The organism is Marinomonas sp. HM11-D, assembly GCF_057626615.1.
Window position 1 is genome coordinate 292,332 of the sequence record NZ_JBMMKT010000004.1, and the last position, 15,897, is coordinate 308,228.

Here is a 15,897-nt window from a genome sequence, read left to right on the forward strand (position 1 = left end):
TTATTTTGGAATAGTGAATTTAGGCCATGGCAAAGATGGCTCGAAAAAGTTTGCTTGGTACAAGTCTCTGGCTGCATCAGAGAAAAACTCACCCTGATCTGGCCAGACTTGAAACGCAAAAGGCTGTCCTTGCCATGTAAACGCTAAGGAATAGGCGTGCAAATAGCCACGATCGGCGACGCCTCCTGAGTAACGCAGATCACCTAAAATCGGTGAGCCAAGACTTTTTAATGCGACACGAATCTGATGCGTCTTACCTGTTAATGGCCGCACGAAAAAATAGCGTTTACCATCCAATGCAGCACTGAAAAATTGGGTGACAGCCAGATTATCGCCCTGACTGGTCAACTTCCATTGACCGCGGCGGCTGGCTTGCATGCTGCCCACGATCGTACCTTGTTTTTTCTTTGGCTTAGCGAGCGACACCGCCAAATAACGTTTTTCAAAACGATGCTCAGCAAACATATCACCAAATTGCGCTGCTGCCTCTTTGTTGGTAGCAAACATCAACAAACCAGAGGTCATTTTATCCAGACGATGTAACGGGTAAAAGGTCTGCTCAGGGTAAGCATTTTGTAATCGCTGGGCAAAGCCTACACCGTCTTCCGAGTGAAAACTCTCACCCGCTGGTTTCACCACCAGCCAAAAATCAGGGTGCTGACAAATGATGTCTATAGTACTCATGTTTGGTTCTTACTCAGATACATCTAACTCGACACGGTTACGGCCATTTTCCTTGGCTAGATAGAGAGCCGCATCAGCGCGGGCAAGAATCTGTTCGTAACGTACCGTATCGTCTTTAATCTCTGCGACACCGATACTTGTGGTAACGGCAATGGGCACATCTTGCTCTTCAAGAGCGATACGAATATCCCCTATTTGAATGCGCAGACTTTCCATAATGTCATAGGCTTCATTGAGACGCGTATTCGGCATGACCATGACAAATTCTTCACCACCATAACGCCCCAACCAGTCCCCTCTGCGCATGGCATTTTGCATGGTTTGGGCACAGCGCTGTAACACTCGGTCGCCGACTTCATGACCAAAGCAATCATTAATCTGCTTAAAGTGATCTAGGTCCAAAATCGCAAAGCAGCATCGTTGATTACTGATCACTGCATCAGCAAACACGTTCACCGCCTCGGCCAGCACTTTACGTCGGTTACTGACTCGAGTTAACTCATCCACCTCCGCTTGATAGCGCAAATGCTCATTTAATTTACGCAGCTTATTTACCACCACGCCAGCGATCAGTACCACCATAATCATAGCCACGATAAAGGTCGCTAACGAAATGAATAGCTGGGCATCTTTCGAGGAATACAGAGTACTAATGGGGGCAAACAACTGATTAAAAGAAAACACCAAGAGCGCCAGCCAACACACCAAGAATTGCTCTTTACCACTTTCAACTCGAAAGCCCGCTACCGAATAAGCTGCCAAGGTAATTAACAGCCAGTGGAAGTGGCTGTAGGATCCATAGAACAGGAAGGTACACAGCGTAACGTACAACGAACAAGCAAAGGGAAATAGCATTCTGGCACTGCGGGAATGCCCTTTGATTGACAAAACAAAGCCAATTAAGGCAACGCCGGCACTCCCCCAATGCAATAACGACTCGATTAGCCAACCCTGAGCCATAAACAGCAATGCAGAGGAGATACCCACCAGCATGGTCAGCAGGTAAGTGATGTTAACCACTTGCTTACGATTGTGATCAACATCCGCGCTGTTTCTCAAACCAATCAAAGCCAGTTTTTGTAAAAGTTCGCTAAAAAAAGACAAAGTATGTCCTATACGACATGGAAGCGATGGGCTGGAAAAAATCTATTCTTTCAAGCCACGTAATGGGCGAATATTTTACACTAGGCTGGGTCATGCGCCTACGCCTAATTCTGGACCACATGGTCAAACTTATCACCAAAATAGTGCAATACTGACCAACAAAACAAGATTATTCTAGAACCTTGCTAAATAAACGCCACTTAAAAAGCTGACCATGCAGACAAACAACTGAAAATTGCGTATTCTTCGCGCCTTATTAATGCCTCTCGCCTATTTTCAACGCATTGGCACACTTATTGATAACGACATATCAGACTGGCAAATTTAAACGCTACAAAATGCCCATTGCCCAGTCCAAAATGCCAAGGATGCTAACAATAGAATCTGACAGACAGCCCAGCATCTGTTAAAAGAATTAAATCACCCAATCACATAGAGTATTAACGGTGTCGGAAACATTGAAAAAACAGAATTCTAGCCCGCGCTTAGAATTGCTGAATATCACTAAACAGTACCCCGGATGTCTTGCCAACGACCAAATTTGCATGACCCTTATGCCAGGGGAAATTCATGCTTTACTCGGTGAAAACGGCGCAGGCAAAAGCACATTAGTCAAAACCATTTATGGCGTCGTCTCACCCGATGCAGGCCAAATCATGTGGGATGGTCACGAGGTCGATATTAAGTCGCCATCGATCGCCCGAGAGTTAGGCATAGGCATGGTGTTTCAGCACTTTTCTTTATTTGAAACCTTAACCGTCGCCCAAAATATCGAACTGTGTCTAAGCAAAACTCAGTTAGCCGAGATCGGCAATCTTGCTCAGCGTATTCGTGATTTATCCCAAACCTACGGCTTAAACGTTGACCCTGATCGTTACGTTCATTCTCTGTCGATCGGCGAACGTCAGCGTGTTGAAATCATGCGCTGCCTAGTGCAATCGGTAAAACTATTAATCCTTGATGAGCCGACCTCTGTCCTCACACCACAAGAAGTAGCAGGGTTATTTATCGTATTACGCCAGCTTTCAAGCGAAGGCTGCAGCATTCTCTTTATTTCTCACAAACTGCATGAAGTCACTGAAATCTGCCACAAAGCCACTATTTTGCGTGGTGGCAAGTTTGTCGGCGACTGTGAACCTGCTCGCGAAACTCCAGCCACCATTGCCAAAATGATGGTTGGTGATTTGGCCGAGCAAGATGCCGGCTATGAAAAAGCGCATGGCAAAGAAGTGATTTTCGCCGCCAAAGATTTACATCTCGCGGCAAAAACGCCATTTGGCACCTCGTTAAAGCACATCAATTTTGAGCTGTTAAAAGGCGAGATTCTTGGAATTGCGGGGGTTGCTGGGAATGGTCAAGAAGAACTGATGTCCATCATCAGCGGCGAAGACAGCCGCAGCCTTAAAAACGTACTGATGCTAGATGGCGCAGATCTTGGCGTATTGTCAGCAGGTGCGCGCCGCAAGTCTGGTTTAGCTTATGTACCAGAAGAACGCTTAGGTCGTGGCGCCGTACCAGAAATGAGCCTATCGGAAAACACATTGCTAACGCATAGCCAAGGTTTTGTGAAATCAGGCTTGGTGAACTGGGGGGCCGTAAAAGAGTACGCCAAAAGCTTAATTTCACAGTACAGCGTCAAGTGTCACGGTGAGTTTTCGGAAGCTAAAAGCCTGAGTGGCGGCAACTTACAAAAATTTATCATGGGTCGAGAGATTGGCCAGAACCCTAAGGTACTGATCTGTGCCCACCCTACTTGGGGGGTCGATGTGGGCGCGGCGCTAGCGATTCACCAAGCGTTATTAAAGTTACGTGATGAAGGCGCAGCCATCCTTTTAATCTCAGAAGATATTGATGAATTGTTCCTACTTGCGGATCGCATGGCGGCTGTGTGTGATGGCTACCTTTCCCCAGTGGTTCGTACCGAGCAAACATCTATTGATCAAATCGGTCAGTGGATGGCTGGTACTTTTATTAATGATTCCAACGTTTCGGAGGCGCAGGCATGATCCGCGTTCAAGCTCGTACCGAACCGAGTACATTGATGACCTTTGCGTCACCGTTTCTAGCGATTGTATTAACCCTTATTTTTGGCTCTATTTTATTCTCAGCGCTCGGTAAAGATCCGTTACAAGCGCTGCATGTGTTGCTGATACTGCCGCTTTCGGATGCTTATAATATCAGTGAGATGCTGGTGAAAATGGGGCCGTTGCTGCTCTGTGCCGTGGGCCTTTCACTGTGTTACCGCGCTAATATGTGGAATATCGGTGCTGAAGGTCAGCTGCTGGCGGGTGCGCTAGGCGGTAGCGCTGTTGCGCTAATGTTCGTTGAGTCGGAATCCGCTATGGCGATGCCATTGACGCTATTAGGGGGCATTTTGTCAGGTATGGCTTGGGCAGCAATTCCGACTTACCTGAAAACAAAATTCAACTCTAACTTGATCCTAACCACGATTATGTTGAACTACATCGCCTTGTATCTGTTGATTTGGGCGGTACATGGACCATTGCGTGATCCGGAGGGGTTTGGTTTCCCTGAGTCCGCTATGTTCTCAGACGCGACACTATTACCAGTACTGTTTGACAGCGGTCGTGTACATTTAGGTGTTGTGTTAGCAATATTGCTCGCGCTGTTTGCATGGTTTCTACTAAGCAAATCTCACCTTGGCTTTAAAATCCGCGTCTACGGCGCCGATGAACCCGCTGCGACTTACGCAGGTTTTAATGCCAAAGCCATCAGCTGGTTTGTGATGCTGTTTGCCGGTGCCTTGGCAGGTCTTGCTGGGGTAGCGGAAGTCGCTGGTCCAATCGGCCAATTGACTCCTAATGTGTCACCTAGCTATGGCTACTCAGCTATCATCGTGGCTTATTTAGGACGTCTACACCCTGCTGGCGCCATCGTCGCGTCGATTTTCTTAGCGATTCTATATATGGGTGGTGACCTTGCTCAGATTGAGATGGGGATTCCTATTGCCGTGGTCGGCATGTTCCAAGGTGTCTTACTATTCTTCCTTCTTGCGTGTGACTTCTTTATTCGTTACCGCATTATTCCCTCTCGTGAAAATCTAGCTTAGGAGCAACACATGGACATCGATCTAATTACGCAAGTGCTGTTCGCAGCGATTAAAACGGGAACACCGTTACTGTTTATCGCTCTAGGCGAAGCCATTTGTGAGAAAACAGGGGTGCTGAACCTCGGCCAAGAAGGCATGATGCTAATGGGTGCCGTGGTCGGATTTATGGCCGCTTACGCTACCGGCAATGCTGGCATGGGCATTTTAGGCGCCATATTAATTGGTATGATCATGAGCCTTATCTTTGGCTTCCTAGTGCTACATTTGGGCGCCAACCAAGTGGCAACAGGTTTAGCATTGACCATCTTCGGTAGCGGCTTAAGCGCCTTTGTGGGTTCAAGTGTGGTTGGCCAAACCATTACTGGCTTCCAACCTATCGAGATACCTGTGCTATCAGAACTACCAGTGATCGGTAAGGTATTGTTTAGCCATGATCCATTGGTGTATTTAGCAATTGCGCTGGCCGTCATCCTCTCTTTCGTTGCCAATAAAACTCGTTTAGGGTTAACCATTAAAGCCGTCGGCGAAAATCCGCACGCGGCTAATGCCATTGGCATTAAGGTATTGAAAGTGCGTTACCTAGCCATCATGTTCGGTGGTGCCATGGCTGGCCTTGGCGGTGCCTACATGTCTTTGGTGTACACGCCCATGTGGGTTGAGAACATGACCGCAGGCCGTGGTTGGATTGCCCTAGCCCTGGTGGTATTCGCCTCTTGGCGTATTGGCAACATTGTTCTAGGTGCGTATCTATTTGGTCTAGCCAGCATTATGCATCTAGTGCTACAAGGTATGGGCTGGTCGATTTCTCCGAACTTGCTCGCCATGTTGCCGTATGTCGCTACTATTGTTGTGGTAGTCATCATCAGTGCTGACAAATACAAAGAGAAACTGCTAGCGCCTCGCTCGCTTGGCAAACCATTTGACCCACGTCAGATGGCCTAATCCCCATTTTGTTGTAAGTGATAGAAAACGCCTTCGGGCACAAAAGGAGCAAATAATGAAACTAAAGAGCTTACTTGTAGGTCTTGGCCTATTGGCAGGTGTTGGTGCTGCGCAAGCAGCAGATGACCCATTCAAGGTTGGATTTGTCTACGTTGGCCCAGTGGGTGACTTAGGCTGGAGCTATGAGCATGATCGTGGCCGCCAAGAATTGGAAAAATTCTTTGGTGACAAAGTTGAAACAACATTTGTCGAAAACGTACCAGAAGGTGCAGACGCTGAGCGTGTCATTACTCAACTGGCAAAATCTGGTAACGATCTAATCTTTTCAACTTCTTTTGGTTTTATGAACCCGACGTTAAAAGTTGCCAAGCGTTTCCCGAACGTAACGTTCGAACACGCAACCGGCTACAAACGCTCTAAAAACATGGGCACCTACGTACTGCGTACCTACGAAGGTCGTTATGTCTCAGGCGTAGCAGCAGGCCTTCTAACCAAAACTAACACCATTGGTTACATCGGCTCTTTCCCTATCCCGGAAGTTATCCGTGACATCAACTCTGCTTACATGGCAGCGAAGAGCGTTAACCCTGACGTTAAAATCAAAATCGTATGGGTGAACTCTTGGTACGATCCAGGTAAAGAAACGGATGCGGCAAACGCTCTAATGGATCAGGGCGTCGATGTATTGCTACAACACACTGACAGTCCAGCACCTCTGATCGCTGCTGAAAAACGTGGCATGCGTGCCATTGGTCAAGCGTCAGACCAAAGCAGCTTTGCACCGACTGCACACGTCTTCTCAGTACGTGATGATTGGGCTCCTTACTACATTAAAGTTACTCAAGAAGTAATGGATGGGACTTACCAACCAAAAGACTTCTGGGGCGGCTTCCATGAAGACATGCTAAGCCTTGCGTCTATCAACGAAAACTTGCCTGCAGATGTTCGCGCAAAAATTGATGCTACTTACGAGAGCATCAAATCAGGTGAGTTCAAGCCATTCACTGGTCCGATCAAGGACAACAAAGGCAATCTTGTGGTGGCTGAAGGCCACAGCCTAACAGATGAAGAATTGGCGCAAGTGAACTGGTACGTCGAAGGTATCACTGACGAAATTCCACGTTAGCTCACACTTTTCCTTTTTCTTTACGCAATGGGTAGCCTGTCAAGGCTGCCCATTTTTTTGGGCTATCAGATATAGTCTGATGTGTTACTATCGAACAAACTTTATTGAAGAAACAATTATGACATTTGATAACACAACTTTTTTTAGAGAAACCAGTCAAAAACGCTATGATTTGTTTGTCGGCCACATTAAAAATGGCGGCACTTGCTACACGTTAGCCGACACAGAAGGTTGTTTAAACGTCACTATCGGTAGTGAACGAGTATTGCCTGTTTGGCCAAGCGAAGAGATGGCCAACGAATGGGCCAAAACTGAACATGAAGGTTTCAGTGCATTAGATGTGAGCAATGAATCATTCACGGATATCTGGTTGCCAGGTATGTCAAATGACGGCGTGAGTGTGGGCGTTGCTCCTAATATGGCTGGCGAAGGGATTGTCGTACAAGCCTCAGAACTTCTTCAAGATATCCAAGGATAAACACATAAGGATACGCTCCTATGGCATCTAAATTACAACGCAATATTGCTCTTGGTTTGCTGAGTGCAGCTTTACTAAGTGCTTGTAGCACCTCTCCTACTGGCCGTAAGCAACTTGTCTTGCTACCAGATAGCCAGCTTAATGAAATGGGGGTGGCCTCTTTTACTGAGATGAAGTCAAGCACTCCGGCATCAAGCAGTACGCAAGCCACGCAACAGGTGCAATGTGTTGCGGATCGCATTATTGCGGTGCTACCAGATGAATACCGTAAACAGAACTGGGAAGTGGTTCTGTTTAATGATGAACAAGTGAATGCCTTCGCTCTGCCGGGCTATAAAATAGGCGTTTATACAGGCCTATTGGAAGTCGCAACCAACCAAGATCAATTGGCTGCGGTTGTCGGCCATGAAGTCGGCCACGTACTGGCTCGTCATGGTAATGAACGTGTCTCTACACAGCTAGCAACCAGTCAGGCGTTAGCAATAGGCTCTCAGCTTTACGGTGAAGACTCTGTGACTAAGGCGGCTATTTTCCAAGGTCTAGGTATTGGTGCTCAGCTAGGCATTATCCTGCCGTTTAGCCGCACCCATGAGTCTGAAGCAGATGTCATTGGTCTTGATTTAATGGCGAAAGCTGGCTTCAATCCGGAAGAAAGCATTAAGCTTTGGCAGAACATGTCTAAGAAGGGATCCAGTACCACCCCTGAATTCCTATCGACCCACCCGTCCCATCAGACACGTATGAATGATCTGAATGCCGCGATGGCTGGACCTAAGCAGGTCTATAGTTCACTTAAAGCCGCTAACAAGGCTGCACGCTGCTATTAATCATCAAGCGACTAGACTGATATAGACAATAAAAAAGCTCTTAAGCCTTCCACAGCTTAAGAGCTTTTTAGTATCTGTTATGTGCTCATTAAGGCTTTTTAACCCAAGCCTGACACCAACCGTTTGCTTCTACTGCATTACCAGCGAATAGCGGACATGCGCCTGTTTCGGCATTGTAGAAGTTACAGTTCGCGCAGTCGCTACCTGCTTTATAAGCCGCGTGAGATACGCCAGCTGATACATCAGGTGTATAAGATAAAGCTTTTGCATTGGGCGCATTTGGATCCAACATTGGCAATGCAGCAAATGCTTTTGTCGTTAGCACGCCCATACCAAATGGCAAAACGGCTAAACCAAACAATCCTTTTTTAACAAATTTACGACGACCGTTATCAATCATAGCTCTCTCCTGCAATTCCTAACGTTATATTGTTTGCCGAATGAATGGCTTACAGACTAAGGGTGGAATCATTCTCAGAACATGACACACATCATAAGTTCCGCATCAACGGCGAAACTCATGGTAGCAAACCACTCGGTTTCGCCCTGTATCTTTCGCCTCATAAAGGGCATGGTCGGCCCGTTTTAACAAGGTTTGATAATCAGGGCAGCCTAACGCATTGGATAAACCAATACTCACGGTCAGCTGGAATTGGTTTTCTAGCGCCTCGCACTCTAATTCAGATACCCCTCTTAGTAATTGCGCACAGAACTCTTCGGCTTGGGTCTGATCACCATGAATCAACAAGGTAAACTCTTCCCCACCCCAGCGGGCCACGATGTTTGGTGCAGTAACCGCTTGCTTCAAATAGTTCGCCACTAATTGGATCACCTCATCACCTACTAGATGCGAGAAGCGGTCGTTTACCTGTTTGAAATGGTCGATATCAATAATCGCCAAGTTAAGTTGCCTTAAAGATTGAAAAGACATAATAAAATCGCGGCGCACTCGCTCGTCGAACGCACGACGGTTAAACAGTCCGGTTAAAGCATCTTCTTTCGCTAAACGCTCATACTGCTCAGCTTGCTCGCGTATCGCTTGTGTTTGAATACGAATTTGTTCCGCCATTTCTCGCTGACGATGTTTTAAAGACTGCACTCGCCAAAACATCAAACTGCCAATGGAAAAAATCAGCGCCAACAAACCCATAATTTGCATATCTTTGCGCTGCCATAGCAAGGGCTCTATTTCAAACTGAAACGACACTTTTGCCACGTTCCAATCGCCGTATGGGTATCGCGCACTGACCAAAAACTCATAATGACCTGGAGGTAAGTTGGTATACTCAGCGACCGTTTGACTGCCGTGGTAGAGCCACTCATTTTCAAAACCAACAAGCTTAGTTTGGTACTGCAAACGCTGTGGCATGATATAACTCAGGCCAGCAAAGTTAATGCGAATCCGGTTTACCCCTGAGCCCAGTTTCTTGTCCAATTTTGGATTAATAGACTGTCCATCGACATCCACCGCCTCGATGACAACTGGCAATCGGTATTGATACAGCTGTTTAAGAGCGGTTGGACGTATAAAAGACACACCATTGGCCGTTGCAAATACCAAGCTGCCACCACGAGAACTGACTGCTGCAGGGCTTGAGCCGCCATTGGCCTGACTACTGCCCATGCCATCCTCTTCGCCAAAATGCTCAAAGTTGATCGTCTTGCGTTCACCAGATGCCACTTGATGGGCATCCACATAACCTATTTTCCAAATTCCACGGTTACTGCTTAGCCAAAAACTGCCCATGTGATCGTAGATAACTTGGAAGAACTTATCGATGGGCAGCCCCGCAGGCTTGCCCACCCCACTAAGTTTGTTTTCCATGGAGTCATAACGAAGTAGGCCTCGATCTGTCGCCATCCATATGAATCCAGGCTCGATATAAAAACCGAACACATATTGAGCTCCTTCGTAAGCAGAGATGTCCACTGACTGAACTTGATCACGACGGTCATAGAAGGCGCCCCCCTGGGCCGTCCCGATCCAAATACGACCACGATGATCCTCCATCAACGCCATGATGTAGTCATCCGGTAAATTCGAGTTCTGCTGATTAATATGCTTCATGGTGCCATCAGGCTCAATCAGCACAAGACCATCAACAGTACCAATCCAAATGCGTCCTTTAGAGTCTTCTAACAGAGCTCTAACTTCGTTGGATGGTAGGCCCTTTTCTTTATTGTATCGGGCAATCATTTCCCCCATGCGCCACTCGAACACTCCAGAGCTCTGGGTGCCAACCAGCACGTTACCAGATTGCATGTTCGCCAGACTCAATATGGACTGATGAGCAATGTTACTTTGCGAAGCAGGAAAAGCTTGTCCATCTTCTACTAAGCTTAGCCCCTCGCTGGTGCCGACCAAAAAGCGTTCGCCAGGCACCTGCAACACGGTACGGGTAAAGGCACCCAGCAAACCTTCTGACTTGCCTACGGAATTAAATGGCGCCGTACGAAGACGGAGCAAGCCACCATTCGTGCCAATCCAGATACTGCCTTCTACGTCTTGAAACCAAGATAAAACACGGTTGTTCGGCAAACCTGAATCCGCATCAATATAGTCCACACGGCGATAACCAACGCGAGCCAAGCCTTTATCCAGCGTGCCGAGCCAGAGTGTCCCTTCATCATCTTCTTCGATTAAAGTAACTGTGGAATGATTAAGCTCTTCGGTGATGCTATGGAATTTTGTACCATCGTAACGCCACGCACCTTGCGCGGATGCAATCAATAAGTGGTCACGATGATCCATCGCCACATAATAGATTCGAGTATTCTCAGGTAGGTTCGGAATAGTAATTTTTTCGGAGCCGGTTTGACTAAGGCGATACACACCTGTCTTGGTAGCAGCATAAATAGAGCCTTGATCCGACTGCACTAATCGATACGCCCCAACATCCAGAATTTGACGCTCAGGCCCATATTCGTTGTTGCCTAAATAAGATCGATAAAAAACTCCTTCACCTTCGACTGCCAACCAAAGATTCGAGTCATGATCGATTAAGGCATGATTGACTAGGCTCTTGGTTTGCGCTTGAGGATACCAGCTGTAATCCTGATGCAGGGTCAAACCGCCACGGGCACCGCCTACCCACAGTCGATTATTTCTATCAGCGACTAAGGTGCGAATCCCCGCATCCGCGATCCCCGTCTTGGCATCACGACTAAAGAGTTCAAAAGATAAGCCGTTGTAGCGCGCCACCCCTTCCCAAGTAGCGAACCACAGATAGCCATCACTGGTTTGAGCAATGGCATTAACACTGTTATGCGGCAAGCCATCGTGGGAGGTCCAGACCTCCATAAAATAGTCATTAAACCCAGAGCTAGCGAATGCAGAACTACCGAATAAAAGACTGTAAATGCACAGCACCCACTGGAATGTATGTTTGACTTGACTGACTCGCATGCTCGATCTCACAACAGCTACTCATGCCAAAATAGCGTAAATAAAAGGAAAAAAGTAGATTTTTAACCTTCGCTAAATGCACTTTGCCGTACAGGGGCAATCTAATTAGCCAAAAGTAGCCTTTTTAAACTATATTCATTTTTGATATAGTCAACTAAATTACTTCATTGGAGCCAGCTGTGGACATTCAAATTCCTAATTTACGGCATTTACGTGTGTTTCTTGCGGTATGCGAACTGAAAAGCATCACCCGCGCCTCTGAGAGAATCTACTTATCTCAGCCTGCGATCACACAAGCCATTGCAAAATTAGAGAAGCAGCTGGAAACCCACCTATTTGAACGCCATTCGGATGGCATGTATCCGACAGAGTCTGGGATCTTGTGGCAAAAGCGAGTGACACGTTCGCTGAATTACCTAAGAGACTCCACCGCCGAGTTACTCAAAGAACCCTCTTTAAAAGACACACTTTCCGCTAATGTCTTAGCGCAAATCAGCACCACACAACTAAAGGCTCTCGTGGCGGTGTGCGATGTACAAAATTTCAGTATCGCTAGTCGTAACTTAGGGGTGTCGCAGTCCTCGGTACACCGTGCTGCCAGAGATCTAGAAAAGCTACTGGGCATCGCGCTTTTTGATAAAACCAACACTGGTATTAACGCCACCGACGCAGCCAAGACCCTGACCAAAGCCGCGAAACTTGCTTTCAATGAATTGCGCCAAGGCATTTACGAGATCCATGCCCTGCAGTTCAAAGACGTGTCGACTATTTCACTTGGCAGTATGCCATTAGCGCGTACCACCATTTTACCCAAGTCGATCTTACGCTTTGGCGATCAACATCCAGACGTTAACGTAAAAGTCATCGAAGGACCTTACCCTGACTTACTGCATCACTTACGTCACGGTGACATTGATATTGTTTTGGGGGCGTTACGTTACCCGGCGCCGGCAGATGATGTGATTCAAGAAGAACTTTGGAATCCACCACTGTCGATTATTTGTCGTGCAGATCACCCTTTGTTATCACTGGAAACGGTGTCGGCACAGGATCTGGCTAAGTTTGCGTGGGTCGTCCCTGCGGAAGGCACCCCCACACGCACCGCCTTCAAAGAAATCTTTGATCAGGCGGATTGTGAACTGCCAAGTCGTATTGTCGAGTCCAGCTCACAGATCCTGATCCGTGAATTGCTGTTGGGCAGCGATCGCTTAACATTGATTTCAAAGCACCAGATGGAACGTGAAGTCGAGATAGGCTTACTCAAAATCTTATCCTATCCACTGGAGCATACACGTCGCCCTATTGGTCTTTGTGTACGCAAAAACTGGCTTCCAACCATTACTCAGTCTCACTTTCTAAGCGTCCTAAGAGAAATCTGTGATCAGTTTAGATAGAGAGCTAAAAACCATATCCTATGCTTTTTTTAAATAGCATTATTGGTTAACGAATTACATCATTGATACAGTCGATGTTAGATTGGACGGATACAGTTACGAGTCTAAACACTCACTAGAATAACAAGACAACGGTTAGGAGATATCTAATGAGAATTTGTATTGCAGGTGCATCTGGCGCATTCGGCATGAAACATATGGACGCCATTGCAGCCATCGAAGGCTCTGAAGTGGTGTCTGTAGTCGGCACGAAAATTGACGCGATCAAAGCGTTTGCCGAAGAGCGTGGCGTACCACACTACACGACTGACCTAGCTGAAGCGCTAGCACGTGATGATGTTGATGCCGTTATTTTGGCAACACCTACACAAATGCACGCGGCACAAACGATTCAATGTTTGGAAGCAGGCAAACACGTTATGTCTGAAATCCCAATGGCAGACAACATCGAAGACGCACGCAAAGTGGTTGAAGTACAAAAACGTACTGGCCTAGTGGCTATGGCGGGTCACACTCGCCGCTTCAACCCTTCTCACCAGTGGATCCACAACAAGATCGAAGCAGGTGAACTGAAAGTTCAACAAATGGACGTACAAACGTACTTCTTCCGTCGCTCTAACAAAAACGCCCTAGGCCAAGCTCGTTCTTGGACTGACCACCTACTATGGCACCATGCTTGTCACACCGTTGACCTGTTCCAATACCAAACAGGCGAAGTGGCAACCAAAGTACAAGCACTTCAAGGCCCAATCCATGAAGAACTTGGCATCGCAATGGACATGAGCATTGGCATGAAAGTGCCAAGTGGTGCGATCTGTACTTTGTCTCTATCGTTCAACAACGACGGTCCATTCGGCACTTTCTTCCGTTACATCTGTGATAACGGTACTTACCTTGCTCGTTACGACGATCTATACGATGGTAACGACAACAAGATCGATCTTACTGGCGTTGCCGTGTCTAACAATGGTATCGAGCTGCAAGACCGCGAATTCATCGCTGCAATCGAAGAAGGCCGCGCACCAAACTCTTGTGTGACGCAAGCCATCGATGCCATGGAAACACTACACAAACTTGAACTGTGCCTAGAAGACTAAGCACTTACAAGTGATCCAAAAGCAGGGCTAAACACCCTGCTTTTTTCATTTATACAGACCATAAATGAGGCAAGGAAAATGTCTACTAAACACCCAAATTTACTGACACCTAGCATTGGCCTAGGCTGCATGAACCTATCTCACGCTTACGGCTCACCTGTAGCGGAAGACGCAGCTGTTAAAGCCCTTCACGAAGCCTTTGATATGGGCTACCGCCATTTCGATACCGCAACCTTATACGGCGGCGGCAAAAACGAACTTTTAGTTGGCAAGTCCCTTAAACACCTACGCAAAGAATTCTTCCTCGCCAGCAAATGTGGCATGGCAATTGTGGATGGCAAAAAAGAAATCAACGGACGTCCAGAAAACATCCGTCAACAATGTGAGAACAGCCTGAAGCGTCTTGGCGTTGAACACATTGATCTGTACTACCTGCACCGTAAAGACCCGAATGTTGCCATTGAAGAAAGTGTCGGCGCACTTAATGACTTGGTCAAAGAAGGTAAGATCGGCTCGATCGGTTTATCTGAAGTGTCTGCAGAAACACTGCGTAAAGCGCACGCTGAAGCGCCGATTGCTGCGCTACAGTCTGAATACTCCCTATGGACTCGTAACCCAGAGATCGCAACTCTAGAAGCGACTAAAGAGCTTGGTGTCACCTTTGTTGCCTTCAGCCCATTAGCACGTGGCTACCTAACTGGAGCCGTGAAAAGTGCTGGTGAACTAGTACAGGGCGACATTCGCCTTAACATGCCACGCTTCAATGATGAGCATTACCCAACCAACCTTGCGCTGCTTAACAACTTCCTTGAGATGGCCAAAGAGATTGGCTGCACACCTGCTCAGCTCGCTCTTGCTTGGGTATTGCACCAAGGCGACCATGTGGTAGCCATTCCTGGTACACGTTTTGTGAACCATATGAGCGACAACTTAGGTGCAACCGATGTGAAACTGTCTGAAAGCCAGCTAAGCGACCTAAACGACATGATCAATCAGAACAATGTCAGTGGCACACGTTACAACGACGCTCAGCAGAAAGAGATCGATACCGAAGAGTTTTAAAGCTCTGTTGGAAGTATTTTAGGCTTAACGCTATCCAGTTGAGCTAAATTGAAAAGGAGGACCACAAGTCCTCCTTTTTATTACTCATAACATCATGCGTTAAAACATATATTGAGCACCCAGCGAATAGTTTTTCACTTCACCATCATCAATATCAAATTGTTGAAATTGCGCATATAGACCAAAGTTAGGCGTGAAATCAACCGAAGCACCTAAGGCAAAGGTCGCATCCACACCATCATCATTCATCACCGCACCAAAACCATCTTGGTCCGCCGTCGCATCCCAAATAAACATACCCACTTTGCCAAATAAGTTAATGCTATTTGAAAGTGGCACCTTGCCTACTGCAGAAAGCACAAAACCATCAATACTAAGGGTCAGGCCAGCTCCCAAATTGTCATCCATATCACCCAAATCGGCATAAGTTGCCTCTAGAGCAAAGTTATCATTTAACTCATATCCTCCCGTAACCGAGAAAGAAGTGCCATTATCCAAGTAACTTTCATCGGCATCACTCATACCGGCAGAGACACCAGCATAACCGCCTGCGAAAGCGGCTGAAGACATTAAAACTGAAGCTACGAAAAGTGTTTTTTTCATCACGTGCACCCACAAAAGAAATTATGGGAATTTGAAGAGACACATACCTAGAAACTAAGGGATCTAGTAGGTGTTTACCCAAACTTCCCTGTTAACGTCACATT

14 protein-coding genes are annotated in these 15,897 nt (G+C 46.9%); 9 read left to right on the plus strand and 5 right to left on the minus strand.

Annotation, left to right across the window (positions count from 1 at the left end):
- Both ACOSVP_RS08155 and ACOSVP_RS08160 read right to left on the minus strand, forming a co-directional pair.
- Entirely contained in the window at positions 1-684 is a 684-nt protein-coding gene (locus ACOSVP_RS08155; protein WP_487347002.1) for a pseudouridine synthase, read from the minus strand.
- A 9-nt stretch (positions 685-693) separates the two neighbouring features.
- Entirely contained in the window at positions 694-1,788 is a 1,095-nt protein-coding gene (locus ACOSVP_RS08160; protein WP_487347003.1) for a GGDEF domain-containing protein, read from the minus strand.
- A gap of 545 nt (positions 1,789-2,333) precedes the next feature.
- Here ACOSVP_RS08160 and ACOSVP_RS08165 point away from each other — a divergent pair.
- The 6 genes from ACOSVP_RS08165 to ACOSVP_RS08190 all read left to right on the plus strand — a co-directional run bounded on the left by ACOSVP_RS08165 (position 2,334) and on the right by ACOSVP_RS08190 (position 8,231).
- On the plus strand, positions 2,334-3,794 hold the full coding sequence (locus tag ACOSVP_RS08165) for an ABC transporter ATP-binding protein (protein WP_487347004.1): 1,461 nt from the start codon (positions 2,334-2,336) through the stop codon (positions 3,792-3,794).
- On the plus strand, positions 3,791-4,858 hold the full coding sequence (locus tag ACOSVP_RS08170; protein ID WP_487347005.1) for an ABC transporter permease: 1,068 nt from the start codon (positions 3,791-3,793) through the stop codon (positions 4,856-4,858). Before ACOSVP_RS08165 ends, ACOSVP_RS08170 begins: the two co-directional genes overlap by 4 nt.
- A gap of 9 nt (positions 4,859-4,867) precedes the next feature.
- Complete coding sequence (locus ACOSVP_RS08175; RefSeq protein WP_487347006.1) at positions 4,868-5,800, plus strand: ABC transporter permease; 933 nt, start codon at positions 4,868-4,870, stop codon at positions 5,798-5,800.
- Positions 5,801-5,855: 55 nt separating this feature from the next.
- Positions 5,856-6,926 carry a BMP family ABC transporter substrate-binding protein gene (locus ACOSVP_RS08180; RefSeq protein WP_487347007.1) on the plus strand — a complete coding sequence of 357 codons (1,071 nt, stop codon included), beginning with the start codon at positions 5,856-5,858 and terminating at the stop codon, positions 6,924-6,926.
- 118 nt (positions 6,927-7,044) lie between these two features.
- Positions 7,045-7,404, plus strand: coding sequence for a DUF2750 domain-containing protein (locus tag ACOSVP_RS08185; protein WP_487347008.1), 360 nt, complete (start codon positions 7,045-7,047; stop codon positions 7,402-7,404).
- Between the two features lie 20 nt (positions 7,405-7,424).
- Positions 7,425-8,231: a M48 family metallopeptidase gene (locus ACOSVP_RS08190; protein WP_487347009.1), complete on the plus strand. Its 807-nt coding sequence runs from the start codon at positions 7,425-7,427 to the stop codon at positions 8,229-8,231.
- Positions 8,232-8,319: 88 nt separating this feature from the next.
- On the opposite strand, the gene ACOSVP_RS08195 is transcribed toward ACOSVP_RS08190, so the two are convergent.
- On the minus strand, positions 8,320-8,631 hold the full coding sequence (locus ACOSVP_RS08195) for a high-potential iron-sulfur protein (protein ID WP_487347010.1): 312 nt from the start codon (positions 8,629-8,631) through the stop codon (positions 8,320-8,322).
- Between the two features lie 105 nt (positions 8,632-8,736).
- Complete coding sequence (locus tag ACOSVP_RS08200) at positions 8,737-11,532, minus strand: diguanylate cyclase (protein ID WP_487347011.1); 2,796 nt, start codon at positions 11,530-11,532, stop codon at positions 8,737-8,739.
- Between the two features lie 284 nt (positions 11,533-11,816).
- Between ACOSVP_RS08200 and ACOSVP_RS08205 the strand changes: the two genes are divergently transcribed.
- From ACOSVP_RS08205 to ACOSVP_RS08215, 3 genes are all read left to right on the plus strand, one after another.
- Complete coding sequence (locus ACOSVP_RS08205) at positions 11,817-13,031, plus strand: LysR family transcriptional regulator (RefSeq protein ID WP_487347012.1); 1,215 nt, start codon at positions 11,817-11,819, stop codon at positions 13,029-13,031.
- Between the two features lie 149 nt (positions 13,032-13,180).
- Positions 13,181-14,128, plus strand: a complete 948-nt coding sequence (locus tag ACOSVP_RS08210; RefSeq protein ID WP_487347013.1) for a Gfo/Idh/MocA family oxidoreductase — start codon at positions 13,181-13,183, stop codon at positions 14,126-14,128.
- 78 nt (positions 14,129-14,206) lie between these two features.
- Entirely contained in the window at positions 14,207-15,190 is a 984-nt protein-coding gene (locus ACOSVP_RS08215) for an aldo/keto reductase (protein ID WP_487347014.1), read from the plus strand.
- A 99-nt stretch (positions 15,191-15,289) separates the two neighbouring features.
- Here the strand turns inward: ACOSVP_RS08215 and ACOSVP_RS08220 are convergent, their stop codons facing one another.
- Positions 15,290-15,793 (minus strand): porin family protein, encoded by a 504-nt coding sequence (locus ACOSVP_RS08220; protein ID WP_487347015.1) that lies wholly within the window; start codon positions 15,791-15,793, stop codon positions 15,290-15,292.
- Positions 15,794-15,897 lie beyond the last annotated feature (104 nt).